We start from the raw sequence: 24,822 nt of genomic DNA on the forward strand, positions 1-24,822 counted from the left end.
GACACGATCCTGCGGATCCTGTCCCGTTAGCTGGCTTACTCCCAACAGCTGACCAATGCGGTGATGTTCATGCCGATGCGGCTAATGTCTTCGGGGGCCAGCGATGCATCGGGATTGCCTGCGCGAGGCGATACGCCCGCCTGACCCAGAACGTCCACCAGAACCGAGCTATCGACCGCAAAGCTGACGCCCGGCGGCAGTTGGCGACCATCGACCGTGGCGGGCATCAGCATGCCGATCACGGCACCCGACTGGTCGATCACCGGACCACCCGCGTCACCCGAAAGGGACGAAATCGACAGGCGTTCCACCCAGTCTTCGCCGGACAGACCCTGCAGTTCTTCGACCCGGCCAAAGTTCAGCGTCGGCGCGGTCAGGCGACCCTCGTAGGGATAGCCTGCTGCGGCCACGTCGCTTTGGAGGCGCGGAACAGCGGTCGAGAATTGCGCGCTGTCCAGCGGGGCTACGGCACCTTCGGGGCGCAGCACGGCGACGCCGGTTGCGGCATCCTGTGCGACGACAGTGGCGTCGACCTTGTTGTCCAGCGTGATGCGACCGCATTGCGCGACGGCTTCGGTGGTGGTGACAGCAAAGCCGCGGTCATTCACGTAAAAGCCCGAGCGCGACAGGATCGGTTTGCGGATTTCCAGACCCGACAGCAGATCGATGCTTTGACGTTCGTCCGCACCCATGGCCGTCGGCATGACCTGACCATCCAGACGCGAGAAGCTGTCGCGCATCTCGGCCAGCAGGCGCGAGCGGCGCTCTTCATCGCCCGAGGGCCAGACCAGCACCCAGCCTTTGATCCGGCCGTTGCGCAGGGTGACTTCGGTGTGGGACACGATGCGGGCGTTTTCACCGACGATGGTGAAGCCGTCGTTGCGGCGTTCGCGCGGACCATCTTCGGGGATGATCGCCAGCGTCTGCATGATGTCATAGAGGCCAAACAGCGTCTGCTGATCGCCTTCTTGCGAAATCAGGATCACGGTGGCGTCGATGTCGCCGGTGGGCAGGTAATGCGCGAAAGGCGCTTCGTACCGATCAAAGGCGACGGCGCCCATCGGCAGGGTCATTTCGATGCCCGCGGTGGTGTCGGTGACGGTCTGAAGGTCCAGCCCATCAAGGATCGAATTGTACTGACGCTTCAGCTCGGCCCGCTGCATGGTGGTCAGAACGCCAGTGGCCTCGTAGCCATTGTTGCGCTGCCATTCGGCCATGGACCCACGGGTGCCGCGACCGAAGGCGCCGTCGATGGCGGCCTCATAGAAACCGGCCCATTTCAGCATCACCTGCAGCTCCATCCGTTCGTCACGGTTCAGCTGCGCCTCAGACCGGCGGGCCTCGGCTGGGGTTTCATCGGGCTCTGGCTGGGGTTCGGGTTCCGGTGCGGGTTGCGGTTCCGGTGCGGGTTCGACCACGGGCTCTGCCGTTGCGACCTCTTCCGCCGGGGCGTCGGCCGCCGGCTGCGTGTCGTCCTGCGCGTCGGCCAAGGCCTGCGCCAGTTCATCCGCCTGAATGTCGGTCGCATCGTCAACTGCTTCGTCAGTCGCCGCGGTTTCAGCGGCCACAGGGTTTTCCAGCAGGTTCACTCCGCGCGGCCAGAATTGTTCGCGCAATGCGCCGCTAAGGGCAACATAGCTGTCGCGGGGGATCGTGCCTTCGCGGCGCAGGACCTGCAGCACCTGACGCGCATCGTCGCGGGCGTAGGGGCCCAGCACGATGCCGTACCAGCCGCCGCCAAGCGAGAAGCCGTTCACATCCTGAAGGCTTTCCGAGTAGCTGCGGATCGACTCTTCCGCCAAGGCGATCGAGGGCTGCGCTTCGATCTGGATCCAGACCAGTTCGTTGTCATTGTCGGCCTGCGCCTGCGCGCTGCCAGCCTGAACGGCGAATGCCAAAACCAGCGCGAACGCAAGCTGAATGAATTTAACGTGCATCAATAGGCCTCTACCCCAGCTAAATATCTATCCCTGTATGCAATTTTTAACGCTTAGAGCAAGGCTTGCACCCAAATAAGTCGTGATCGTCAGATTGACCCCGGCGTGGTGCGCCCTTAGGAAAACACCGCTGACCCGATAAAGGACGCAACATGGCCTCTTCGACCGATACGCCCCGCTCGTTTCAGGAGATTATCCTGAGGCTCCAGACCTACTGGGCCTCCAAGGGCTGTGCCGTGATGCAGCCCTATGACATGGAAGTTGGCGCAGGCACCTTCCATCCGGCCACGACTTTGCGGTCGCTGGGGTCCAAGCCATGGGCCGCGGCCTATGTGCAGCCGTCGCGTCGTCCGACGGACGGGCGGTATGGGGAAAACCCCAACCGACTGCAGCATTACTATCAATATCAGGTGCTTATCAAACCGTCGCCGCCGGATTTGCAGGACCTCTACCTTGGTTCGCTGGAAGCGATCGGGGTGGATATGGAGATGCATGACATCCGCTTCGTCGAGGACGATTGGGAAAGCCCGACGCTTGGTGCATGGGGTCTGGGCTGGGAAGTCTGGTGCGACGGCATGGAAGTGTCGCAGTTCACCTATTTCCAGCAGGTCGGTGGGCATGACTGCCACCCGGTTTCGGGCGAACTGACCTACGGGCTGGAACGTCTGGCGATGTACGTGCTGGGCATCGATCACGTCATGGACATGCCCTACAACGATCCGCAGGCACCGATTGCCCTAAAATACGGCGATGTGTTCCGGCAGACCGAACAGGAATATTCGCGCTGGAACTTTGACGTGGCCAATACCGATGTGCTGTTGAAGCACTTTGAAGAGGCCGAGGCCGAATGTCAGGCGATCCTGTCCCAAGAGGCCGTGGACCCCAAAACCGGCAAACGGATCATCATGGCGCATCCCGCCTATGATCAGTGCATCAAGGCGTCCCATTTGTTCAACCTACTGGATGCGCGCGGCGTGATCTCGGTCACTGAACGTCAGGCCTATATCGGTCGGGTGCGGGCGCTGGCCAAGCAATGTGCCGACGCCTTCGTTCAGACGGAAGCTGGCGGCTGGACGGCAGAGGCGACCGCCTGATGGGTAAGTTTCTGGCTGCACTGATCGTAATCTGTGCCGTGGTTGGCGGGGCGGGCCTGTATTACACGCAGGTCTACGCCTTTTACGATCCGGTCGAGCCGACGGGGCAGGATGTTGTCCTGACCTCTGCGACCGAGGGGCCGATGGTGATCCCCTACACCGATTTCGAAGCGATCGATGCCACGTCCTCTCCGATCCGGTATCGCGCCTGTTTCCGAACTGACGTGCCGCTGGAAACGCTTGAGGAAGAGTTCGTCGCCTATGACAACGCCGAGCCGTTGGAAGCCCCCTATTGGTTTGGCTGCTACAGCGCGGACGGAATTGGCGAGGCGTTGGAAACCGGTCGGGCCAAGGCCTTCATGTCGGTGGAAAACGTGACCTATGGCGTGGATCGGATCGTCGCGATCTTTCCCGAAGGCAACGGCTATGCCTGGCACCAGATCAACCGCTGTGGAGAGGTCGTCTTTGGCGGTCAGCCCGCACCGGAAGGGTGCCCCCCTATGCCCGCGCAGCAGTGATCTTCGTCACGACAACCTCACAAATTTGGGAACTTTGACGCGGTCTCGGGCGCTCTCCTTCTAACCAGAGGAGAACAGCTATGTCTGACAATCGTGCCCCCGCGTGGGTAATTCCCGTCATGAGAACAGGTTTCGGGGCGCGCGCCGTCGTCTACCTGATCCTTGGCATCCTGACCTTCATCGCCGCCTGGACCGGGCAGCAGGCCGAAGGTACCACCCAGTCGTTGGAAAATCTGCGATCCGTGCCGATGGGCGTGATTGCCCTGTGGGTGATCGCGTTCGGTCTGCTGGCCTATTGCGTCTGGCGGCTGATCTGTTCGTTCATGGATCTTGAGAACGAAGGCCATGACGCCAAGGGCATCGTGGCCCGTGGTGGTCAGGCGATCACTGGCCTGCTGCACGCGGGTATCGCCCTGTCGGTCGCGCGCATTGCCATGGGCGGCGGGCAAGGGGGCGACAGCACCCAGTCGCTGGCGTCTTGGCTGCTGCAACAACCTTACGGCAAGTTTCTGGTAGGCGCCGTTGGTGTCGTGACCATCGCGGCCGGGGGCTACTACGCCTACAAGGGCTTTGCCGAGAAGTACAAAGAACACCTGCGCCGCACCGCGACGTCTGAAAAGCTGGATCCGGTGATCAAGGCTGGCCTGATCGCCCATGGTGGCGTCATCGCGCTGATCGGTGTCTTTCTGCTGTATGCCGGGATCACGGCCGACAGTTCGCAAGCCGGTGGGGTTGGCCAAGCCTTCCAAACCGTTCGCAGCCAACCTTACGGGCAGATCCTTCTGGGGCTGACGGCCATCGGCATGGTCTGCTTCGCGGTCTATTGCGCGGTTGAAGCCGTCTATCGGATTGTTCCGCGTCGCGCGGGCAGCGACGTGAAGACCTTGGCGCGCAAGGCCGAAGCCAAGGGTAAACAGGCCGCAGCCTCGGCTTAACGCCCAGTTTTTCCCGGCGGCGTCTGGACGCCTCCGGGTCCCTTCGTTATTCCGGCACCGTTGATCCCCCTCCATGATGGACGGGGTGCGGTGCCGGAATGATTTTATGCCCGATTTGCTGATCGAACTCTTTTCCGAAGAAATCCCCGCCCGGATGCAGGCGCGGGCAGCCGAGGATTTGAAATCCCGGATGACCAACGGTCTGGTCGAGGCGGGTCTGACCTATGCAGGCGCCGCAGCCTTCCACACCCCACGCCGTCTGGCGCTGGCGGTCGAGGGGCTGCTTGATGCCTCTCCGACCCTGCGGGAAGAGCGTAAGGGCCCCCGCGTCGACGCGCCCGAGAAGGCAATCGAAGGTTTCCTGCGTGGGGCCGGTGTTGCGCGTGATGATCTGAAGGTTCAGGACGACAAAAAGGGCCAAGTCTACGTTGCCGTGATCGAAAAGCCGGGCCGCCCCGCAGCCGAGATCGTGGCAGAGGTGCTAGAGTCCGTTATTCGCAATTTCCCTTGGCCGAAATCCATGCGTTGGGGCAGTGGTGGACTCAAATGGGTAAGACCGCTGCATTCCATCCTGTGCGTTTTGTCGGATGAAAGCGGCGCGTCGGTTGTCCCGTTAGAGCTTGATGGCATCACCGCCAGCGACAAGACATGGGGCCATCGCTTCATGGCGCCCGCGCAGATTTCCGTCACGAATTTCGAAGATTACGCCGCAAAGCTAAAGCGCGCGCATGTGGTTCTGGACGCCTCCGAACGGGCAGATCACATCTGGCAGGATGCGACCAATCAGGCCTTCGCTGCCGGGCTGGAGGTCGTCGAAGATCGCGGATTGTTGGCCGAGGTTGCAGGCCTTGTCGAATGGCCCGTCGTGCTGATGGGCGATATTGGCAGCGAATTCCTAGGCTTGCCGCCCGAAGTTCTTCAGACCTCGATGAAGGAACACCAGAAATTCTTTTCGGTCAAAAACTCGAAAACGGGCCGGATCGAAAAGTTCATCACGGTCGCCAACCGCGAAACGCGCGACAATGGCGCGACGATCCTTGCGGGCAACCAGAAGGTGTTGGCCGCGCGTCTGTCGGATGCGCGCTTCTTCTGGGAAAACGACCTGCGGGTGGCCAAGGCAGGCATGGGCGAATGGTCGGACAGCCTGACCAACGTGACCTTCCACAACAAGCTGGGATCGCAGGGCGAACGGATTGATCGGATCGCCGCGTTGGCCCGTGACATCGCGCCGATGGTGGGCGCTGATGCAGCGCTGGCCGAACAGGCCGCGCGCGTGGCCAAGGCAGATCTGTCGTCGGAAATGGTCTATGAATTCCCGGAACTTCAGGGACTTATGGGCCGCTACTATGCCGAGGCCGCGGGCCTTCCGGCCGATGTGGCCGCTGCTGCGGAAGAACATTACTCGCCCTTGGGGCCGACCGATACGGTACCCACGGCCCCTGTTTCGGTCGCTGTCGCATTGGCGGATAAGATAGACCTGCTGACGGGCTTCTGGTCCATCGACGAAAAGCCCACCGGGTCGAAAGATCCTTTCGCGCTGCGTCGTGCTGCGCTGGGTGTCATCCGGCTTGTCACGACGAACGGGCTGCGCCTGCATCTGGATCGTCTATTCGATGCGCAAATTCTGCGTCACCGGATCAATCCAGATGGGTCCAGCGATGAAAGCCTGCTGAACGACCTGCTGGACAAGATTGCGCATCACGGCGTCTTTGGGTCGGCTGTGCGGACCGTGCTGGACGGCGTGGACAATCCGCCCGCCTGGCTGACCAAGATCATCAAGCACGAGCCTGACCTGAGCGACGATCTGCTGTCCTTTTTCCACGACCGGCTGAAGGTCCACCTGCGCGACGAGGGTATCCGCCACGACGTCATCGACGCCTGTCTGGCCAAGGACGGAAGCGATGATCTGTCGCTGGTGGTGAAACGGGCGACCGCTTTGGGTGCCTTCCTTGCCACTGACGATGGGGAAAACCTTGTCCAGGGGTTCAAGCGGGCGAACAACATCCTGTCTCAGGCCGAGGAAAAGGACGGTGTGTCCTACGAATTCGGTGCGGACCCCAAGTTTGCCGAAGACGCCAGCGAAACCGCGCTGTTCGATGCGCTGACCGCGACCAAGCCTAAGATCGACGCGGCGCTTGAGGCCGAGGATTTCGAAGGCGCGATGGCTGCCATGGCAGGCCTGCGCGCGCCGATCGATGCGTTCTTTGAAGCGGTGCAGGTGAACTCGGACAACCAAGTTGTGCGGCGTAATCGTTTGAACCTGCTGCATACCATCCGCGAAACCTGTTTGCGCGTCGCCGATCTGACCCGGCTTGAGGGCTAAATTGTAACGTTTTTCTTGCCCCAAGCGGCTGGCGGCGTATTCTGCACCGACCAGAAGGAATGCCGCAGTGCAGCAAGTGCCCAGCCGACCCGAATTGATTACCCCCTCAGCGCCCATCGCCGTGGCGACGCATGGGGGCAGGGCAAAATGTCTTCAACGCCTTGTGCGGATGGATCTGCCGGTGCCACGCACCGTGGCGCTGTCGTTCGATCAGGTGCACCAGATGGCCAACGGGCAGTTGCCCGACATGGCGCAGCTGCTGGAACCTTTCGGCGAACATCCCCTTGTCTGCGTGCGCCCGTCGTCCGAGGACCCCGATTGGGGCGGTCCGGGGGCGGTGCTGAACGTCGGGATGAACGATGCACTTTACGTCGATCTTTCGGACCGGATCGGCAAGGATGCGGCAACGGCGATCTACATCCGGTTTGTCCAAGGCTATTCGACCCATGTGGCGCGTCTAGATCCGGACCTTTTTGACGGGCTGATTCAGGAAGGGCCTGAAGGCCTTCGTGAGGTTCTGGCGGCCTATGAGGATGAGACCGAAGAGGCCTTCCCCCAAGACCCGGCTGTGCAATTGGCGGGCGTTCTGCGGTCCATGGCGCGGGCTTGGGAAGGCACCACCGCGCGGCTGTTGCGGCAGGCCAAAGGCGCGCCTGCGGATGCCGGGCTGGGCCTGATCGTTCAGGAAATGGCCTATGGTTTGGGCAATGGCGAATGCGGATCGGGCGTGATCCAGCTGGTCCAATCCTCTACCGGAGAGCCCAAGATCACGGGCCGGTATCTAAGCCAAAGTCAGGGGCGCGACGCGCTGCGGGAAGAGGGCAGCTCGATCTACCTTGCCAAGGACCCGCGCGGTCCGTCGCTGGAAGACCTTGCGCCAGAAGCCTTTGCCGATCTGATCAAGTACACGCAGATGATGCGCGTGAAGCTGCGCGAAGAGATGCAGACCGAGTTCACGATCGAAAACGGTCGGGTGCATGTCTTGGACGGTGTGCGCATTCGCCGGACGCCACGGGCAGCGGTGCGGATTGCGGTGGCGCTGGCCAAGGACGGGATCATCCCCCCCGAAGAGGCGATCCTGAGGGTCGAGCCCCGCGCCGTGACCGAGATGCTGCACCGTCAGGTCGATCCCGAAGCCCCGCGCGAGGTGATTGCTCGGGGGATTGCGGCTTCTCCGGGGGCCGCGACGGGCAAGATCGTGTTTTCGGCAGCGGCCGCGCAGACGGCGGCGTCGCGGGATGAAAGCTGTGTGCTGATCCGACGCGAAACCACGCCAGAGGATATTCGGGGCATGCACGCTTCGGTCGCGGTGGTGACCGAGCGGGGCGGGATTACCAGCCACGCGGCGGTGATTGCGCGCGGCATCGGTCTGCCCTGTGTTGTGGGCGCATCGGATATGACGGTGAACCTGCGTCGGAATACGGTCACGCTGGCCGGTGGTCAGGTTCTGAAAGAAGGCGACGTGGTCACCATCGATGGCACTAATGGCGCGGTGATCCTTGGGGCCGCACCGCTGCACGAGGCCGCGCAGGACGACGCGTTTCAACAGCTGATGGCCTGGGCCGATCAGTTCCGCGACATCGGGGTGCGGGCCAATGCCGACACGCCCGCGGATGCCGAAATTGCGCATCGGTTCGAAGCGCAGGGTATCGGGCTGTGCCGCACGGAACACATGTTCTTTGACGCGGGCCGCCTGACGGTGATGCGGGAAATGATCTTTGCGTCAGGAGAGGCCGACCGCAAAGCCGCGCTGGAACAGTTGCTGCCCATGCAACGTGCTGATTTCGTGGAACTGTTCCGGATTATGAAGGGGATGCCGGTGTGCATCCGCCTGTTCGACCCACCGCTGCACGAGTTTCTGCCTACCGACCGCGATGGCGTGCGGTCCTTGGCCGAGGCGCTGGATCGTCCCCTGTCGGACGTGACGCGCCGGATTGAAGAGATGTCAGAGCATAACCCGATGCTTGGCCTGCGCGGCGTGCGTCTGGGCATCACCATGCCCGAGATCTATGACATGCAGGCCCGCGCGATCTTTGAGGCCGTGATCGAAGCCAGTCGCGAAGGCGCGCAGGTTGTGCCCGAGATCATGATCCCGCTGGTGTCGGCGCGTCGCGAGGTCGAACTGGTCAAAACGCGGGTCGAAGCGATGGCGGCCTTGGTCCGGTCAGCGAGCGGGCAATCGTTCGACTTCCGGCTTGGCGTGATGGTGGAAACCCCGCGCGCCGCCCTGCGTGCTGCTGAAATCGCGCCGCATGCGTCGTTCCTGTCCTTCGGGACGAACGACCTGACACAGATGACATATGGTCTGTCGCGCGATGATGCAGGCCGGTTTATGAACGCCTACGTCAAACAGGGCGTCTTTCCCGAGGACCCGTTCCACATCCTTGATAGCGACGGGGTCGGGGAACTGTTGCAGATCGGTGCCAGCAGGGGCCGTGAGGCGCGCAAGGACCTTGTGCTTTCCATCTGTGGTGAGCATGGCGGCAACCCCGAATCAATTGCCTTTTGTCGGCAGGCCGGGTTCGATTATGTGTCCTGTTCACCCTTCCGAGTGCCCGTTGCGCGGCTGGCTGCGGCCCAATTAGCGGTGCGTGACGCGATCACCTCAGAACGGTAAATCTGCGAAAAATCAAACGTGTGGTGGCTGTCGTTAACGGATTAGTCATTCTGCGCGATTGGACTGCGACCAGCAGACACTGGACCAAAAGGGTCATTTCAGCTAGGCGGTGTCGGATTAGGGATTAAGGACGGCGACGCAGTCGGGGCCGTGGTATCAAAATGCGTGCAATGATTTTTGGGGTGGCGATGGTGCTGTCCGGGGCCGCTTGGGCCGAAAACACCGTCAACGACATCGCCAGTGCTGAACGAAATGGCCTGAATCAGGTGGGTGAAGAAAAGCTTGCTTCCCTGCTGGATATCGAGGCGATCCGCGAAATCCGTCCGGTGGCACGCAAGAACCCGAAAATCGAATATTCCCGCAAGTGGTTGGCCAAACAGACGCGTCCCAGCCTCAGCGCTCAGGCGTCTTGCCTGGCCGAAGCTTTGTATTTCGAAGCGCGCGGCGAAAGCGTCAAAGGTCAGTTCGCGGTGGCAGAGGTCATCATGAACCGGGTCGACAGCCCGTCGTTCCCGAACACCATCTGTGGCGTGATCCATCAGGGCACTGGCCGCAAATATGCCTGCCAGTTCACCTATACCTGCGATGGCCATCCCGAAGTGATCCATGAAAAGGCCGCGTTCAACCGCGTGGCCAAGGTTGCATCGATCATGGCGCGCGGCGCTGCCCGTCCGCTGACCGACGGTGCCACCTATTACCATACCAAAGCTGTCAGCCCGTCGTGGTCGCGCAAGTTCGCCCGCACGGCCAGCATCGGTGTGCATCACTTCTATCGCCGCCACACGCGGATTTCGTCGAATTAATCAGCCGTTACATCGGTCACTGGCCGCTTTTGACGGGCGGAATGCCGGGGTTGGCTTTGCCATTCCCGGTCTGACGCGTTACCCAAGCCACGATTGAAAAGGCCGTGACTGAATTGGGGGCGCGCTTTGGGTGACAGTATTTCTCAGGCCTTCGGGCATCCCATCGAACGGGCCGAGGCGCTAGGCGGCACAGAGCTGCGCGACCGGATTTCCCTGCGCGACTACGTGACCGAGGTGGAGATCGGCGCCTTTCAGGCTGAACGCGGGCACAACCAGCGCCTGCGGTTCAACGTCGTGGTCGAAGTGCTGGCGGATCATGACCCGTTAGAAGACGATGTGGACCGCATCTTGTCCTACGACGTGGTCACCGAAGCGATCGAGAATGAGCTGTCGTCAGAACGTCTGAACCTGTTGGAAACGCTCGCAGAACGCGTGGCGGCACAGGTTCTGGCAGAGCCGCAGGCAGCCCGTGTGTTCGTGCGGATCGAAAAGCTGGATCGCGGCCCGGGAGCTTTGGGCGTGGAAATCGTGCGCAGCAAGGCGGATGCTTTGCCATTGGTGGACCTGTCCGAAGACGCGGCCTCTCACGCGCCGCGCATCATATTCCTGACCAACGCGGATATCGCATCGCCAGATCTGTCGCCGGCTTTGGATCGTCTGGCGGCGTCCTCGCGACCGACGATCCTGTGCTGTGGGCCATCCGATTTGCAAATACCGCAAACGGGTGCGGCCTTGGTCCAACGGCGGATCGAATTGCTGGCCATCGAACAGAATGCTTGGGTTCTGGCTGGGCGTGACGCGCGCTGCGTGGTGGTGAACAGCCGGACGGAATTGGACTGGGCGATGAAACACGACCAGATTTCGGTCTGGGCGCCGTCCAAGATGGTCCTCGACGCGGTCGAGGGGCCGAAACTGCGCGCCGCGCCTGTTGATCTGGCAGCATGGCTGGCCGAAACGCTCGACGCGGCAGAACTGGTCGTGCCCGAAGGCGTCACGGTCGAGGCTGAGGTGCCCACCGTATCCGCGCCGCTGTCGCAAATCGCATGACCCGCTGGTATCGCCCTCTGCCTTTGATCGGCGCGGAAGACGCGGTACCGCTGGCCGGGCAAAAGCATGTCCGCTTCACGCAGGTCGCGGGGCCAGACGGTGTGGTTTCGGTGCATGACATCTCGTCCGAAGTGCGCGATCGCCTGACCGCACCGCGAGCCGAAGTCGCAGGCCTGTCGCTGGATCGCCCCCGCATCATGGGCATCCTGAACGTCACGCCCGACAGCTTTTCCGACGGCGGTCAGCATAATTCCTTGGACGGGGCCTTGGCGCGGGCGACGGCGATGGCGCAGGACGCGGATATCCTGGACATCGGCGGAGAATCCACACGGCCCGGGGCTGATGATGTTGATGTTGCAGAAGAAATTCAGCGCACTGCCCCTGTGATCCGTGCCATCCGCGACGCCGGGATCGCCACACCGATCAGCATCGACACTCGGAAAGCTGCCGTCGCGCGGGCCGCGTTAGAGGCCGGGGCGGATATGGTAAACGACGTATCTGCCTTTACCTACGATCCGGAGCTTGCCGATCTGGTCGCCGAAACCGATGCGCCCGTCTGCCTGATGCATGCCAAGGGAACGCCAAAGGATATGCAGGCTGCGCCCAGATATGACGATGTGGTGGCCGAGGTGATGGACCATCTGGCCGAACGGATCGACTTTGCCATGTCTCGCGGGATCAAGCGGGATCGGATTATTCCTGACCCGGGGATCGGCTTTGGCAAAACGGGCGATCACAACCTGATCCTGCTGCGTCACCTTTCAGTTCTGCACGATCTGGGGCTGCCAATGCTGCTGGGCGCGTCGCGCAAACGGTTCATCGGCACGATCGGCGGGGCAGAGGACGCGCAGGCGCGGATGCCGGGATCGGTTTCGGTGGCGATGTGGGGCGTGGCGCAGGGGGCGCAGATATTGCGGGTGCACGACGTGGCCGAAACCGCGCAGGCGCTGCGACTGTGGATGGCGATGGCCTGATGGTCAAAAAAGACGCATGTATTTAGTCATGGCGGTCGGACCGCCTACTAAATAGTGAAATCGTAAGCTATCTGCGGTAGGGTTAACATCAAGGACGCGGGAAACGCGTCGGGGGCACCGTACGCTTGGGTCAGGGAAACTCAGGCATTTTGCCCTAGCTGATTGGGAGGATGAACCTGAAAAGGAGGCCCTTCCATGTGCCTGACCACCGAAGCCTTACTGATTTTCCTGAACCTGCTGCCCAGAGAGATCGTCGAAATGGGGACAGATCGCATCATCGTCCGGGCTGAAACCCGCGATGCCATCTGGATCGCCAAGGATGATAAATGGTGCACCAGTGCGCCGCAGCTGGACAGAACCATCCAGTTCAAGCTGGGTGAGCCTGCGTAAAAGGCCCGGGACGATGCCCGGGCCTTTCTGATTTGCGCTGACCCGAAAGGGATCAGTTCTTTTCTTTGTCGACCATTTTGCCGGCGGAAATCCACGGCATCATTTCACGCAGCTTCGCACCGACCTGTTCGATCTGGTGTTCGTCGTTGATTCGGCGGGTGCCTTTGAAGAACGGCTGGCCGACAGCGTTTTCCTGCATGAAGTCACGCACGAATTTGCCGGTCTGAATGTCGGTCAGGATGGCCTTCATCTCTTTCTTCGTCTGCTCGTAGGGCAGGACGCGCGGGCCGGAGACGTATTCGCCGTATTCCGCGGTGTTCGAGATCGAGTAGTTCATGTTCGCGATGCCGCCTTCGTAGATCAGGTCCACGATCAGCTTCACTTCGTGCAGACACTCGAAATATGCCATTTCCGGTGCGTAGCCTGCTTCGACCAGCGTCTCGAACCCGGCGCGGATCAGTTCGACCAGACCACCACAGAGAACCGCCTGCTCACCGAAGAGGTCGGTTTCGCATTCTTCGCGGAAGTTCGTCTCGATGATGCCCGAGCGGCCGCCACCGATGGCAGAGCAGTAGGACAGGCCGATTTCCAGCGCTTTGCCGGATGCGTCCTGATGAACCGCGACCAGGCAGGGCACGCCGCCGCCTTTGGTGTATTCGCCACGCACGGTGTGGCCGGGGCCTTTGGGGGCCATCATGATGACGTCGACGCCGGGCTTCGGCTCGATCAGGCCGAAGTGCACGTTCAGGCCGTGGGCGAATGCGATCGCCGCGCCTTCGCGTAGGTTGTCGTGGACGTATTTCTTGTAGGTTTCGGCCTGCAGTTCATCGGGCATGGTGAACATGATCAGGTCGGCCCAGGCGGCTGCTTCGGCGATGCCCATGACCTTCAGGCCTTCGCCTTCGGCTTTCTTCGCGGATGCGGAGCCTTCGCGCAGGGCGACGACAAGGTTCTTCGCGCCGCTGTCACGCAGGTTCAGGGCGTGGGCGTGGCCTTGGGAGCCGTAGCCCAGAATGGCGACTTTCATGTCCTTGATCAGGTTGATGTCGCAATCGCGGTCATAATAAACGCGCATGATAAATCCTCCGGTTTTGCCGCCCATTTTGGCGGGATGGGCGTAGCATAGGGGGATCGGGGCAGGATGCTTTGCGTATCTTGAGGATTTGTGTCGATATGTTAGATATTCATTCGTCCAATGCCCACTTCTGAGATAATTCATGTTCGACGACACCGACCGGCGCATTCTTCGTCAATTGCAGGAAGACCCCGGAATCAGTACCGCCAAGCTGGCCGACCGCGCCGGTGTGAACGCTGCCACCTGCTGGCGGCGGTTGGAACGGTTGCGTGAACGCGGCGTGCTGCGCGGCACGCGGGCGGTAATCGACTGGCGCGCTTTGGGCTATTCGGTGGAGGTGTCGCTGCGTGTTACATTGGACAAAACCGTGCCGCGGGCGTTTGATGATTTCGCGGCCGAGGCGCGGAAAATCCCCGAAGTGCTGGAAATCCAGACCTTCCTTGGTCAGGTTGACGTCCGCCTTGGCCTGATCGCGCGTGACTTGGCGCATTATCAGGCGCTTTACCGTGACCGCATCCTGACCCTGCCGCATATCGCTGATTTGGAGGCGCTGATGCATGTTGCCCGGATCAAAACGGATGAAACTGTGCCCCTATGACGAATCGTGTGACCGATCTGGATGATATCGACCGGCAATTGCTGCGGCTTTTGTCCGAAGATGCGGGGCTGTCGGCCTCGGCCCTTGGCAAGCGTGTGGGTCTGTCACAGCCCGCCGCTTGGCGCCGTGTGCAGCGGCTGGAAGAGGCCGGTGTTCTGGCCGGCGCACGGCTTGATCTCGACCTCGCCGCGCTTGGATTTGGGGTGACCGTGTTTCTGGGTGTGAAGCTGGGCACCAAAGGCCGCGTCAGTCTGGCGGATTTCGAACGCGCGGTCAGCGCGATCCCCGAAGTGCAGACGGTGGAACATGTGCTGGGCCTCTACGATTACCGCCTGCGGGTGACCGCGCGGGACATCGCGGATTTCGAACGGGTCCTGCGGAGGCGGATCATGACGCTGCCGGGGGTCGCAAATGTGGATGCGAATGTTTTGCTTAGCGAAGAACGGTTGTCCGGGCCAATCTGAGGATGTCGCCTGCGGGGGCCTTGCTCCCGGGCCCCAACAATATTCATAGCAAAAGGACGAGAGAGGCGTATTCCATCCTCTTGCTGGAAATATCCCGGCAGGGTTGCCGTTGTCGCGCCATTGGTCCGACAGGCAATGGCGACAGGGCGGCGGCCTCCTGCGGTCAGGTCTCTGCGCGCGCCCCCAGACCCATTTGCATCAACATCTTCCGCACGGGTGCCGCGCCATAGAGGGCCGACAGCCCAGCCGCCCGCAGGTCCCTTAGGGGCTGCGACGACATCTGAGAGGCTCGATTCAGCGCGTCGATGCCTGCGGCGCGGATGCGCACTTCGGGGTGGCGGCGACGGTTGTAGCTGTTGAGCATCTGGCGACTGCCGAGCGTGTCGGGGTTTTCGACCGCGAGGTCCCTAAGGCAACGCAGATCGCCAAGCGACATGTTCAGACCCTGCGCGCCAATGGGGGGCACAACATGCGCGGCTTCGGCCAGCAGGGCGATGCGTTCACCGGACATGTGATCCGCCACCTGCGTGATGATCGGCCAAAGGGTACGGCGCGTTTCCAGCTTTAGCGGGCCGAACAATCCGCAGGAGCGTTGGAACATCGCTTCTTCGAAGTCTTCGACGGGCAGCTTAGACAGGCGCAGCGCCTCTGGCCCGTCCTCCATCCAGACGATGGCCGACGAGGGCAGACCGTCGCGGTCGGGCAGGGGAACAAGCGTGAACGGCCCGCCAGAGCGGTGGATTTCGGTCGAGACATTGTCATGCGGGATCGGATGCGTGACAGCAAAAGCCAGCGCCTTTTGTCCGTAACGGTTTGTTTTGACGCCAATTCCGGCGGCCTCTCGCATGGGGGAGTTGCGGCCATCGGCGGCAACGACCAGGCGCGTGCGGACGCGTTTGCCATCGGTCAGGCCGACCAGCGCCTCGGCCTCTCGGGTTAGCAGCGTCTTGGTGCCGGTGCCGGGGCGGAAGGTGACATTGGGCAGATCATCCAGCCGGGCGACCATTTCGCGGCGCAGCAGCCAGTTGGGCAGGTTCCAGCCAAATGGCCCGTCAGAGATATCGGCGGCGTTGAAGTCGCGGGTGATGCACGGCTCTGCCTGTTCCCCGCCTGCGTCGACGATGCGCATGATTTGCAGTGGCGCGGCATGGGGGGCGAGGCGCTCCCAAAGGCCGGCCTCGGTCAGCAGGCCCTTGGCGGGTTGTAGAAAGGCCGTGGTGCGAAGGTCAGACCCTTCGGCGGCCGCATCTGTGATGGGCGGGGCCGGGTCGCACAGCAGAACGTCGAAGCCCGCGGTGCCAAACGCCGCCGCTGCGGTCAGTCCGGCGACACCGCCGCCGGAAATGAGGATGTCGTAATCGGCCATATCCTGCCCTCCTGACCCGATAGATAGGCGTCAGGTCGGGCAGGGGAAAGCGACAAAGCGTCCCGGCCGCGCAGCGGTGGCTATTTACCCACCGTCAGCATCAGCAGGATGACAAACATCACCGGCACCGCCGCCAGTGCGATCAGGCCCAGGGCGATGACGCCCCAGTTCGCGACAGCCCCGGCAACCAGCACCAGCGCCAGAACCAAGGACAAAAAGATACGCGCATCGCCGTCCTGACCCGCTTTGCGGGCGATCCAGCCAATAATCGGCAGGTCGTACAGGGGCGAGGTCTTGGGTGTGGGGTTGGACATGGGGGCTCCGTCAGATTTGATGTGTCTGACATAATCATTTCGGAATGTGGTGGCAGGCGGCATTCCGTCCCACTGCGACCGGATGGCTCAGATCAGGCGGGACAGGAAATCCGACAGATCATCCGTGTGGTGATGGATGTGGGGCGCGGGCAGGGGATCTGGCGCGACATGGACGGTCTTCATACCCAAAGCATGCGGCACGGCCAGATTGCGCGGGTCGTCCTCGAACATCGCGGCGCGAGCCGGGTTCAGCCCATCGGCGGCAAAGACGGTGTCAAAGGCCGCCTGATCCGGTTTCGGGTGAAATCCAGCGTGTTCGACCCCATAGATCGCGTCAAACAGGCCAGACAGGCCACGGGCGGCGATAACCTGTTCCGCGTAAGGCGCGGTGCCGTTGGTATAGATGATGCGACGGCCGGGCAGGGCGGCGATCCGGTCGGCCAGTTGGGGATCGGCGTCCAGCACCGAAAAGTCGATGTCGTGGACCTTGGTCAGGTAATCGCCGGGATCGATCCCGTGGTTGCGCATCAGCCCTGCCAGCGTCGTCCCGTGGTCGCGCCAGTATCGGCTGCGCAGGTCATCTGCCTCGGCCTGATCGACACCAAGGCTGCGCATGACCCAATCCGTCATCCGAACTTCGATCTGGTCGAAGAGTCGGGCCGAGGGCGGGTAGAGCGTGTTATCGAGGTCAAAGACCCAGGTGGTCACATGGGAAAAGTCATCGCGCGGCATGGCGGCACGCTAGGGCCACGCGCGAAAAGGTGCAAGTCAGGCGCGACAATGGGCGCAGGTGTGCGATACTACGAGTGTGGCTAACCTGTTGCGACGCGAATGAAAAAGGACGAACCCGGTGCAGAAAGACGCTTACACTTTGATTCTAGAGGCGATCGACCACGGGGTCTACAAACCCGGTGATCGCCTGGTGGAAAGCGAATTGGCAGATCGGTTCGGCGTGTCGCGCACGCCCATCCGCGAAGCACTGCAGCGGCTGGAAACGCAGTCCCTGCTGTCGCGGGACGGTCGATCGCTGATCGTGGCGTCGCTGGATCACAACCAATTGGCCGAACTCTATAGCGTCCGGACCGAGCTGGAAGGGCTGGCCGCGCGGCTTGCCGCCCGTCACGCCACACCGGAAGAGATCAAGGTGCTGCGCGATATGGTCGAGGAAGATCGCGCCTTGCTGGGCGATCCGTCGGCATTGTCGCGGGCGAACCGGCGGTTTCACAAACAGATCCATCTGGCGTCGCACAACCGGTTTCTGGTGCAGCAGTTGGAAATGGTGCATCGGACCATGGCCCTGCTGGCCCTGACTTCCCTTGCCGCGCAGGGCCGGGACGAGGCCGCGCTGGCCGAACATGACGCCATCGTCACCGCGATCGAAAACCGCGACGAAGAGGCCGCTGGCCGGATGCTGAGCGATCACATCTCCAAGGCGTTCGTGACACGGTTGAAGCTGGATTCCGGCGAAATCGGCACCGTCGGTTAAGCGTCCTCCGTCCCGGTCTTGGCCGGGGCGTAGCTGCGCGGGGTCGGGGGGCTTAGGCCGTGCGGGGTCTTGTCCCAGTAGAACGGTTTTGTTGCCAGTTCATACAAGGCTTTCCACATCGCGACGCAGCCCATGGGCCAGTAGAAATGCAGTGTCGGCAGCCATGGCCACAGGTGGCGGTGTTCACGCCGCCATGTGCCAAGCCCGCCGAGGGCGATCACCAGAACCTCAAACCCGATCAGGCAGAAGGCGACCCACTTCATGTCGGACGCCATGTCGAAGCGCAGCACCGACACCTCGACCCCCAAAAGCACCAGCCAGTAGAGCCACAGCATGGGGGCCAATGCGAAATGCAGGATCGCGGTCAGGAAATGCGCCTGAAATCCGATGAACTTCCACAGGCCCAGATCGCGTAGCAAGCTTGTCGGATGACGCATGTGGACCGCGTAGGTCATGAGGTACCCCTTGAGCCAACGCGACCGTTGGCGCATCCAGCCTAAGGGCGTGGCGCTGGCTTCTTCTCCGGTCGTGGTGTCGATGACCTTGGTGCGATAGCCGAAGCGTGCCAGACGCATGCCAAGGTCCGCGTCTTCGGTGACGTTATGGGCGTCCCATGCGCCGACCTGCTCCAAGGCCTCGCGACGGAAGAAGATGGTGGTGCCGCCTAGTGGCACCGCAAAGCCCAGTTTGGCCATGCCGGGCATCAAAAGGCGGAACCACGTGTTGTATTCGATGGTAAAGCACCGGGTGATCCAGTTGCGATCGGCGTTGTAGTAATCCAGCGCACCTTGCAGGCAGGCGGTTTGCAAGGGTTCAGTCGCAAAGGTCGATACGACCTTGAGGATCTGATCCGGGTCTGGTGCGTCTTCGGCATCGTAGACGCCGATGATTTCGCCTTGGGCGAAATCCAGCGCGTAGTTCATGGCGCGGGGTTTGGTGCGGGGCTGTCCATCGGGCACGGTTATCACGCGCATCCACGGCGGCAGAGTGGCCGCGCCGATGGCGTCGCGTGTTGTGGTATCGGTCTCCTCTAGCACCAGGAGGATATCCAGTTTGTCCGGCGGATAGGTCAGCCGCGCCAACCGCTGCAAAAGGGCGCTGGCGATAGAGGTTTCGCGGTATAGCGGCACAAGGATCGACACCACCGGCAGGTCCGCCCCGGGCGGAGGAGGCGCCGGATTAAGTGGCAGGCCCGGACGGGCTAGGTGGGTTGCGGCGGCTGCGATTTTCAGCATGCTCGCCACGCCCACGGCGACGATGGCGAGGTTGGCAAGGAAGGATGCGAAAGCGCCCAAGCCAGAGGTCCAGATCATCGCGACACATCCGATCGCACCGATCAGGGCGATGATTTGAACAAGGATCGACCAGTGGCGGGCCGAGAGCTGCGCCGGGGTTCGGGTGGTCATACGCCGGGTTAGCCAGTCGCGGTTGTGCTGGGCGATATGATCCTGAATCGCTGTTCTGGAGGCCAGCACAGGTTTGATGATCCGCACCTCGGGCAGCAGCGCCTGCACCTGTCGGGCGGTGCGGTCGAAATCCTCGGGGCGGGCCGTCGCGATCCAAAGCGTGCCATCGGTTTCGCGCCATGGCAGGCATTGCAGCCTGAGGCATAGCGCGGGATCGATCATCCCGTGCAGGGCCGGGTCAGGCGGGGTGAGCGTCAGGTCGATCCGCTGCGTGTCGTAAAGGCGCGCCAATTGGTCCAGCAGTCGCGGGGTCTGAAGCTCACCCTGCGCGTGGGCGCGACGCAGTTGTGCCGCCTGAAGGTCGGGGCGATCTGCAATGACAGAAAGGGGAATGTCAGAGGGGAGTTCGTCACGGGATCGTGGCAATCCCGATAAGGTCGGGCGGACGGACAGGTCAATGAACATATCGGTGCGGTCCCGCGGACCATCAGGCTTCTGGCCCGCACCGATATGTAACGGGGACTGTCCGTCCAGCTTGCACAGATCCCGTGCCGTCATATTAACCCTCTCACAATGCCTCTTTAAGAGTTTTGTGAGAGACCGGTTAACAAGGTCTGAAGAAGTGGTTAACCGGGGCCGAAAAACCCCGGTTGCGCCTTAGCTGCGGGCGTCCATCGACGCCGCGAAACGTTCGAACAGGTAAAAGCTGTCCTGCGGTCCGGGGCTTGCCTCGGGGTGATGCTGCACGGAAAAGATCGGACGATCCTTCATGCGGATACCGCAGTTGGACCCGTCGAACAGCGACACATGGGTTTCCATCACGCCGTCGGGCAGGGACTGGCTGTCCACCGCAAAGCCGTGATTCATCGACGTGATCTCGACCTTGCCGGTTTCGTTATCCTTCACCGGGTGGTTCGCGCCGTGATGGCCGTGGTTCATCTTTACCGTCTTGGCACCCAGAGCCAGTGCAAGCATCTGGTGGCCAAGGCAAATCCCAAAGATCGGCAGGTCGGTCTTTTCCATGACGCCTTGGATCATCGGGACGGCATAGGAGCCGGTCGCCGCCGGGTCGCCGGGGCCGTTCGACAGGAAAATGCCGTCGGGGTGGTGGGCCAGCACCTCTTCGGTCGTGGCGGTGGCAGGCAGGACGGTGACGTCGCAACCTGCCGAGGCCAGACAGCGCAGGATGTTGCGCTTGGCGCCGTAGTCGATGGCGACGACCTTGTGCTTGGGCTCTTTCTGCTGACCAAAGCCATCCGGCCACGCCCAACGGGTTTCGTTCCAGCGATAGGACTGGGCGCAGGTAACTTCTTTGGCAAGATCCAGACCGACAAGGCCTGAGAATTCGCGCGCCTTGGCAACCAGCGCTTCGATGTCGAAATTGCCTTCGGGATCATGGGCCAGCGCGGCGTGGGGCGCACCCTGCGCCCGGATCGCGCGGGTCAGGCGGCGGGTGTCGACGCCGCCAATCGCGATCCGTCCGCGGGATGCCAGCCAATCGGACAAAAGCCCGGTCGAACGCCAGTTCGACGGATCGGTCGGGTTCCAGCGCACGACCATGCCGTTGGCCACCGGATCGGCGGTTTCATCGTCTTCGGGCGTGATGCCGACGTTGCCGATGTGCGGGAAGGTAAAAGTCACGATCTGGCCCGCGTAGGACGGGTCGGTCATGATTTCCTGATAGCCGGTCATGGCGGTGTTGAAACACAGCTCTGCCACGGTTTCGCCGGTGGCGCCAAAGCCTCGGCCCATGAAGATCGTGCCGTTGGCTAGGGCAAGACAGGCGGTCGGTTTCTTCTGATAGGTATGGGGCATTTTTGCGGCCTCGGTCCGGGTGGCAAATTGATGCTTACCTAAAGAGGCGGCTCAGTAGGGTCAAGGCCGATAGGTGTGTGTTTTGTGGCCAAATGCCGTTGCGTACAAAGGGGGTGCCCTATGCTTTGGTATAGGGGCTGCGGCGGGGTGGCGCGGTTGTAACCCGGACATCCGCGGGATAGGGTCCAAGCCTTAATCAAACGGGCTTCAAACCATTTAGGATGAATGCATGGAACTTCGGGACCGGGTCAACACGGCACTGAAACAGGCAATGAAAGATCGTGACGCAGAACGGCTTAGCACGCTGCGGCTGATCAATGCGGCGATCAAGGACCGCGACATTGCCGCGCGCGGTGAAGGCAGCGAAGACGGCGTGGACGAGGCGACCGTGCTGGCGATCCTTGGCAAAATGGTCAAGCAACGTCAGGAAAGTGCGCGCGCGTATGAAGAGGGCGGGCGTATCGATCTGGCCGAACAGGAACGTCACGAGATCACCTATATCGAAGAGTTCCTGCCGCGGCAGTTGAATGAAGACGAGACCTCGGCCGCGGTGGACGAGGCGATTGCCGAAACCGGAGCCGAGTCGATCCGCGACATGGGCAAAGTGATGGGCGCGCTGAAGTCGAAGTACACCGGCCAGATGGATTTTGCCGCGGCGGGGCCGTTGGTGAAGGAAAAGCTTGGGGCCTGAGAGGGTTCGGCACAGGGCAGGGGATGTTTCCCCTTTGTGTGACGTCCGGGATATTTCGGGCAAGAGGATAAGAAGGGCCTGATGTGGCCTAGACCAAAGGCCGGTGTGGAACGCACCGGCCTTTTGCTTTGTTGTCCGTCAAAGGCAACGAAGGAGGCCGTGATGAAAGCGCAATCGAAAGCACAGCAACAGGCGGCGGGTGCGGCCCTGTCGGCCAAGCGTGGCGACAGCAAGGTCAGCGATTTGCAGGGTGCGTCGAAAGAAATGTACGACGACATGACCGAAGAAGAGCTGGAAGAGATGGCCAGCACCAAACGCAGCGAATTGCCGGACGAAGCTTAAGGTCTGTTGGCGGGCTTAACGCAGGTCGGCCATCCGGCTGGCAAGCTCACCGTATAGGGATTTGCGTTCGTCTTCCGAGAGGAAGGCGCCGATTTCGACCTCGCGGCCATTGCCGTTCAGCGTAACGTAGTGGGGCACTGGCCCACCTGCGTCATGTTTCGTGACGCGAACCCAATGGCTGTTGCAGGTCCAGTCCTGCGTGCTGCCGTCCGGATTGGTACGGGTCAGGGTGATATCCGGGGTGTGGATCGTCAGCACCTCGAGGATTTCGCCATCGCGGTAGCTGCGTTGCAGACCCCACCATAAGGCCGCCAGCGCCAGAAGGGCGAAGGGTAACAGGCCCCACAGAACCATCGTACCCACCATCGCGGCCAAGGGCACCATGATCAGCGTGAAGAACAGGGCGATGACGATCGCGAATCCCTGTTTCGGCAGCGATCTGTGCGGGCGCAGTTCCAGTCGGTCTGATGTGGTCCAGCGGTAGGTCATGGCGCGGTGTCCGATGTTTCCCAAATCTGTAAAGCAAAGGGCCGGAGGTTTCCCCCCGGCCCTGATTTTTCGGCTATTGCCGGGATATCTGCCCGCTTAGTGCGCGTGGCCTTTGTCCCAGTCTTCCTGCTTGGGCAGGATTTCGAACGTATGCTCGGGCGGCGGAGAGGGCAGGGTCCACTCCAGCGTGTCGGCATATTCGTTCCAGTAGTTGTTCTCGGTCACGCGTGCCCCGCGGGTCAGCGCGTAGATCATGATACCGAAGAACAGCACGAACGACGCGAAGGACAGGAACGCACCCAGCGACGACCAGTAGTTCCAGGTGGCGAATGCCTCCGGGTAGTCGATGTAGCGGCGCGGCATGCCCTGGCGGCCCAGGAAGTGCTGCGGGAAGAACGTCAGGTTGGCACCGATGAACATCATCCAGAAGTGGATTTTGCCCAGAGTCTCGGGGTACTGACGGCCAGTCATTTTGCCGAAGTAGAAATAGATACCGGCAAAAATCGCGAACACTGCACCCAGCGACATCACGTAGTGGAAGTGCGCCACAACGTAGTAGGTGTCGTGGTACGCCCGGTCGATGGGCGCCTGGCTCAGCACCAGGCCGGTCACGCCGCCCACGGTGAAGAGGAACAGGAAGCCAAAGGCCCAGAGCATCGGCGTCTTGAACTCGATCGAGCCGCCCCACATCGTTGCGATCCAGCTGAACACCTTCACGCCTGTCGGGACCGCGATGACCATGGTTGCCAGCATGAAGTAGGACTGCTGGGTCAGGGACATGCCGACCGTGTACATGTGGTGTGCCCACACGACGAAGCCCAGAACACCGATCGCGATGATCGCCAGAACCATCGGCAGGTAGCCGAAGATCGGCTTGCGCGAGAAGGTCGAGATCACGTGAGAGATGATGCCGAAGCCCGGCAGGATGATGATGTACACTTCCGGGTGGCCGAAGAACCACAGGATGTGCTGGTACAGGATCGGGTCACCACCGCCCGACGGGTCGAAGAAGGTCGTCCCGAAGTTACGGTCGGTCAGCAGCATCGTGATGGCGCCGGCCAGAACGGGTAGCGACAGCAGGATGAGCCATGCGGTGACAAAGATCGACCACGAGAACAGCGGCACCTTAAAGAGCGTCATGCCCGGGGCACGCATGTTCAGGAAGGTGGTGATCATGTTGATCGCGCCCAGAATGGACGATGCGCCAGAGACGTGAACCGCGAAGATCGCGAGGTCCATGGACGATCCGCCTTCGGTCGTGGACAGCGGCGGGTACAGAACCCAGCCCACGCCAGACCCGGCCTGACCGTTGCCGCCCGGTGCCAGCAGCGATGCGACGCCAAGCGACACACCGGCCACGTACATCCAGAAGGACAGGTTGTTCATCCGCGGGAACGCCATGTCCGGCGCGCCGATCTGCAGCGGCATGAAGTAGTTGCCGAAGCCACCGAAAAGCGCGGGAATCACCACGAAGAACATCATCAGGACGCCGTGATAAGTGATCATCACGTTCCAGAGGTGTCCGTTGGGTGTACATTCCGCACCGCTGTCGGCAATGAACCTTGCACCTTCAAGGCACATGTATTGCACGCCCGGATGCATCAGCTCCATGCGCATATATACGGTGAAAAGAACGGAAATCAGGCCTGCCAGCGCCGAAACGACGAGGTAGAGGATCCCGATATCCTTGTGGTTAGTCGACATGAACCAACGGGTGAAAAACCCGCGGTTGTCTTCGTGTCCGTGGCCGTGGACGGCTGCGTCAGCCATGTCTCGCCTCCTGCTGGTAGTAACGCATCGCACCCCCATATGCGGGAGTTTGAATTAAACGGGGTTTTAGAATGATTGCAGAGTGCGGGCAATGGTTGGTATTGACGCAGATCAAAGAATTTTGTCGCACCCCCCTTGTTCCGCAGCCTGCCAGAACAGGCCGAGAATCGGTCGGCTGTGGTCCTGCGCGAAGGCGTCATCACACCGCTTCGTTCTTAGGTTTCCTGGCCGCCCGAGGCGTCAGTTTGGCGGCGGTCTTAATGTTGTCAGGCGCGAGGCGGAGGCAGGGGTTTGAAAAACCTCAAAATCGGACTGGACAAGCCCCGCGCCCCCGCTTAGAACGCCGCAACCCGAAGGTCGGCAAAGCG

The 24,822-nt window shown here is 61.6% G+C and carries 23 protein-coding genes; 14 read left to right on the plus strand and 9 right to left on the minus strand.

What is annotated here, in order from left to right; all coding sequences use genetic code 11:
* Window positions 1-35: 35 nt before the first annotated feature.
* Window positions 36-1,937 (minus strand): serine protease, encoded by a 1,902-nt coding sequence (locus ACI3GR_RS13815; RefSeq protein WP_407495288.1) that lies wholly within the window; start codon window positions 1,935-1,937, stop codon window positions 36-38.
* A 152-nt stretch (window positions 1,938-2,089) separates the two neighbouring features.
* Here ACI3GR_RS13815 and ACI3GR_RS13820 point away from each other — a divergent pair, with 152 nt between their 5' ends.
* The 9 genes from ACI3GR_RS13820 (at window position 2,090) to ACI3GR_RS13860 (ending at window position 12,638) form a co-directional block, all read left to right on the plus strand.
* A complete protein-coding gene (locus ACI3GR_RS13820; protein WP_407495289.1) occupies window positions 2,090-3,031 on the plus strand; it encodes a glycine--tRNA ligase subunit alpha in 942 nt (313 codons plus the stop codon).
* Complete coding sequence (locus tag ACI3GR_RS13825; RefSeq protein WP_407495290.1) at window positions 3,031-3,549, plus strand: DUF6446 family protein; 519 nt, start codon at window positions 3,031-3,033, stop codon at window positions 3,547-3,549. The genes ACI3GR_RS13820 and ACI3GR_RS13825 overlap by 1 nt, the downstream gene beginning before the upstream one ends.
* A gap of 80 nt (window positions 3,550-3,629) precedes the next feature.
* Complete coding sequence (locus ACI3GR_RS13830; protein ID WP_407495291.1) at window positions 3,630-4,484, plus strand: DUF1206 domain-containing protein; 855 nt, start codon at window positions 3,630-3,632, stop codon at window positions 4,482-4,484.
* A gap of 106 nt (window positions 4,485-4,590) precedes the next feature.
* Entirely contained in the window at window positions 4,591-6,807 is a 2,217-nt protein-coding gene (gene glyS / locus ACI3GR_RS13835) for a glycine--tRNA ligase subunit beta (RefSeq protein ID WP_407495292.1), read from the plus strand.
* 181 nt (window positions 6,808-6,988) lie between these two features.
* Complete coding sequence (locus tag ACI3GR_RS13840; RefSeq protein WP_407495293.1) at window positions 6,989-9,424, plus strand: putative PEP-binding protein; 2,436 nt, start codon at window positions 6,989-6,991, stop codon at window positions 9,422-9,424.
* Between the two features lie 161 nt (window positions 9,425-9,585).
* The gene (locus tag ACI3GR_RS13845) at window positions 9,586-10,227 is read left to right on the plus strand and encodes a cell wall hydrolase (RefSeq protein ID WP_407495294.1); all 642 of its coding nucleotides are present in this window, start codon (window positions 9,586-9,588) and stop codon (window positions 10,225-10,227) included.
* Between the two features lie 126 nt (window positions 10,228-10,353).
* A complete protein-coding gene (locus ACI3GR_RS13850) occupies window positions 10,354-11,274 on the plus strand; it encodes a dihydroneopterin aldolase (RefSeq protein ID WP_407495295.1) in 921 nt (306 codons plus the stop codon).
* Window positions 11,271-12,248 (plus strand): dihydropteroate synthase, encoded by a 978-nt coding sequence (gene folP / locus ACI3GR_RS13855; RefSeq protein ID WP_407495297.1) that lies wholly within the window; start codon window positions 11,271-11,273, stop codon window positions 12,246-12,248. Before ACI3GR_RS13850 ends, folP begins: the two co-directional genes overlap by 4 nt.
* 195 nt (window positions 12,249-12,443) lie before the next feature.
* A complete protein-coding gene (locus ACI3GR_RS13860) occupies window positions 12,444-12,638 on the plus strand; it encodes a hypothetical protein (RefSeq protein ID WP_407495298.1) in 195 nt (64 codons plus the stop codon).
* Window positions 12,639-12,690: 52 nt separating this feature from the next.
* Here the strand turns inward: ACI3GR_RS13860 and ilvC are convergent, their stop codons facing one another.
* Complete coding sequence (gene ilvC / locus ACI3GR_RS13865) at window positions 12,691-13,713, minus strand: ketol-acid reductoisomerase (protein WP_407495299.1); 1,023 nt, start codon at window positions 13,711-13,713, stop codon at window positions 12,691-12,693.
* A 142-nt stretch (window positions 13,714-13,855) separates the two neighbouring features.
* Here ilvC and ACI3GR_RS13870 point away from each other — a divergent pair, with 142 nt between their 5' ends.
* Both ACI3GR_RS13870 and ACI3GR_RS13875 read left to right on the plus strand, forming a co-directional pair.
* Window positions 13,856-14,311 (plus strand): Lrp/AsnC family transcriptional regulator, encoded by a 456-nt coding sequence (locus ACI3GR_RS13870; RefSeq protein ID WP_407495300.1) that lies wholly within the window; start codon window positions 13,856-13,858, stop codon window positions 14,309-14,311.
* Window positions 14,312-14,319: 8 nt separating this feature from the next.
* Window positions 14,320-14,775, plus strand: a complete 456-nt coding sequence (locus tag ACI3GR_RS13875; protein ID WP_407495584.1) for an Lrp/AsnC family transcriptional regulator — start codon at window positions 14,320-14,322, stop codon at window positions 14,773-14,775.
* 163 nt (window positions 14,776-14,938) lie between these two features.
* Here the strand turns inward: ACI3GR_RS13875 and ACI3GR_RS13880 are convergent, their stop codons facing one another.
* From ACI3GR_RS13880 to ACI3GR_RS13890, 3 genes are all read right to left on the minus strand, one after another.
* On the minus strand, window positions 14,939-16,141 hold the full coding sequence (locus tag ACI3GR_RS13880; RefSeq protein ID WP_407495301.1) for a UbiH/UbiF family hydroxylase: 1,203 nt from the start codon (window positions 16,139-16,141) through the stop codon (window positions 14,939-14,941).
* Between the two features lie 80 nt (window positions 16,142-16,221).
* Window positions 16,222-16,455, minus strand: coding sequence for a hypothetical protein (locus ACI3GR_RS13885; RefSeq protein WP_407495302.1), 234 nt, complete (start codon window positions 16,453-16,455; stop codon window positions 16,222-16,224).
* A gap of 87 nt (window positions 16,456-16,542) precedes the next feature.
* Window positions 16,543-17,187: a pyrimidine 5'-nucleotidase gene (locus ACI3GR_RS13890; RefSeq protein ID WP_407495303.1), complete on the minus strand. Its 645-nt coding sequence runs from the start codon at window positions 17,185-17,187 to the stop codon at window positions 16,543-16,545.
* Window positions 17,188-17,305: 118 nt separating this feature from the next.
* Here ACI3GR_RS13890 and ACI3GR_RS13895 point away from each other — a divergent pair, with 118 nt between their 5' ends.
* On the plus strand, window positions 17,306-17,941 hold the full coding sequence (locus tag ACI3GR_RS13895; protein WP_407495304.1) for a GntR family transcriptional regulator: 636 nt from the start codon (window positions 17,306-17,308) through the stop codon (window positions 17,939-17,941).
* On the opposite strand, the gene ACI3GR_RS13900 is transcribed toward ACI3GR_RS13895, so the two are convergent.
* Both ACI3GR_RS13900 and carA read right to left on the minus strand, forming a co-directional pair.
* The gene (locus ACI3GR_RS13900) at window positions 17,938-19,905 is read right to left on the minus strand and encodes a glycosyltransferase family 2 protein (RefSeq protein ID WP_407495306.1); all 1,968 of its coding nucleotides are present in this window, start codon (window positions 19,903-19,905) and stop codon (window positions 17,938-17,940) included. The genes ACI3GR_RS13895 and ACI3GR_RS13900 overlap by 4 nt on opposite strands.
* 99 nt (window positions 19,906-20,004) lie before the next feature.
* Entirely contained in the window at window positions 20,005-21,162 is a 1,158-nt protein-coding gene (gene carA, locus ACI3GR_RS13905; protein WP_407495307.1) for a glutamine-hydrolyzing carbamoyl-phosphate synthase small subunit, read from the minus strand.
* Between the two features lie 229 nt (window positions 21,163-21,391).
* Between carA and ACI3GR_RS13910 the strand changes: the two genes are divergently transcribed.
* Both ACI3GR_RS13910 and ACI3GR_RS13915 read left to right on the plus strand, forming a co-directional pair.
* Window positions 21,392-21,853: a GatB/YqeY domain-containing protein gene (locus ACI3GR_RS13910; protein ID WP_407495308.1), complete on the plus strand. Its 462-nt coding sequence runs from the start codon at window positions 21,392-21,394 to the stop codon at window positions 21,851-21,853.
* A gap of 162 nt (window positions 21,854-22,015) precedes the next feature.
* On the plus strand, window positions 22,016-22,195 hold the full coding sequence (locus tag ACI3GR_RS13915; RefSeq protein WP_407495309.1) for a DUF3008 family protein: 180 nt from the start codon (window positions 22,016-22,018) through the stop codon (window positions 22,193-22,195).
* Between the two features lie 15 nt (window positions 22,196-22,210).
* Here the strand turns inward: ACI3GR_RS13915 and ACI3GR_RS13920 are convergent, their stop codons facing one another.
* A complete protein-coding gene (locus ACI3GR_RS13920) occupies window positions 22,211-22,684 on the minus strand; it encodes a DUF2244 domain-containing protein (RefSeq protein ID WP_407495310.1) in 474 nt (157 codons plus the stop codon).
* Between the two features lie 96 nt (window positions 22,685-22,780).
* Window positions 22,781-24,454 carry a cytochrome c oxidase subunit I gene (gene ctaD, locus ACI3GR_RS13925; protein ID WP_407495311.1) on the minus strand — a complete coding sequence of 558 codons (1,674 nt, stop codon included), beginning with the start codon at window positions 24,452-24,454 and terminating at the stop codon, window positions 22,781-22,783.
* Between the last annotated feature and the right edge of the window lie 368 nt (window positions 24,455-24,822).

This window comes from Pseudooceanicola aestuariicola, assembly GCF_045763785.1.
Taxonomy (GTDB): Bacteria; Pseudomonadota; Alphaproteobacteria; order Rhodobacterales; family Rhodobacteraceae; genus Pseudooceanicola.

Bases quoted from the DNA above. Each gene is read 5' to 3' on its own strand.
- ACI3GR_RS13815 (WP_407495288.1), bottom strand. From the start codon at position 1,937: ATGCACGTTAAATTCATTCAGCTTGCGTTCGCGCTGGTTTTGGCATTC.
- ACI3GR_RS13820 (WP_407495289.1), top strand. From the start codon at position 2,090: ATGGCCTCTTCGACCGATACGCCCCGCTCGTTTCAGGAGATTATCCTG.
- ACI3GR_RS13825 (WP_407495290.1), top strand. From the start codon at position 3,031: ATGGGTAAGTTTCTGGCTGCACTGATCGTAATCTGTGCCGTGGTTGGC.
- ACI3GR_RS13830 (WP_407495291.1), top strand. From the start codon at position 3,630: ATGTCTGACAATCGTGCCCCCGCGTGGGTAATTCCCGTCATGAGAACA.
- glyS (WP_407495292.1), top strand. From the start codon at position 4,591: ATGCCCGATTTGCTGATCGAACTCTTTTCCGAAGAAATCCCCGCCCGG.
- ACI3GR_RS13845 (WP_407495294.1), top strand. From the start codon at position 9,586: ATGCGTGCAATGATTTTTGGGGTGGCGATGGTGCTGTCCGGGGCCGCT.
- folP (WP_407495297.1), top strand. From the start codon at position 11,271: ATGACCCGCTGGTATCGCCCTCTGCCTTTGATCGGCGCGGAAGACGCG.
- ACI3GR_RS13860 (WP_407495298.1), top strand. From the start codon at position 12,444: ATGTGCCTGACCACCGAAGCCTTACTGATTTTCCTGAACCTGCTGCCC.
- ilvC (WP_407495299.1), bottom strand. From the start codon at position 13,713: ATGCGCGTTTATTATGACCGCGATTGCGACATCAACCTGATCAAGGAC.
- ACI3GR_RS13870 (WP_407495300.1), top strand. From the start codon at position 13,856: ATGTTCGACGACACCGACCGGCGCATTCTTCGTCAATTGCAGGAAGAC.
- ACI3GR_RS13880 (WP_407495301.1), bottom strand. From the start codon at position 16,141: ATGGCCGATTACGACATCCTCATTTCCGGCGGCGGTGTCGCCGGACTG.
- ACI3GR_RS13885 (WP_407495302.1), bottom strand. From the start codon at position 16,455: ATGTCCAACCCCACACCCAAGACCTCGCCCCTGTACGACCTGCCGATT.
- ACI3GR_RS13890 (WP_407495303.1), bottom strand. From the start codon at position 17,187: ATGCCGCGCGATGACTTTTCCCATGTGACCACCTGGGTCTTTGACCTC.
- ACI3GR_RS13900 (WP_407495306.1), bottom strand. From the start codon at position 19,905: ATGACGGCACGGGATCTGTGCAAGCTGGACGGACAGTCCCCGTTACAT.
- carA (WP_407495307.1), bottom strand. From the start codon at position 21,162: ATGCCCCATACCTATCAGAAGAAACCGACCGCCTGTCTTGCCCTAGCC.
- ACI3GR_RS13910 (WP_407495308.1), top strand. From the start codon at position 21,392: ATGGAACTTCGGGACCGGGTCAACACGGCACTGAAACAGGCAATGAAA.
- ACI3GR_RS13915 (WP_407495309.1), top strand. From the start codon at position 22,016: ATGAAAGCGCAATCGAAAGCACAGCAACAGGCGGCGGGTGCGGCCCTG.
- ACI3GR_RS13920 (WP_407495310.1), bottom strand. From the start codon at position 22,684: ATGACCTACCGCTGGACCACATCAGACCGACTGGAACTGCGCCCGCAC.
- ctaD (WP_407495311.1), bottom strand. From the start codon at position 24,454: ATGGCTGACGCAGCCGTCCACGGCCACGGACACGAAGACAACCGCGGG.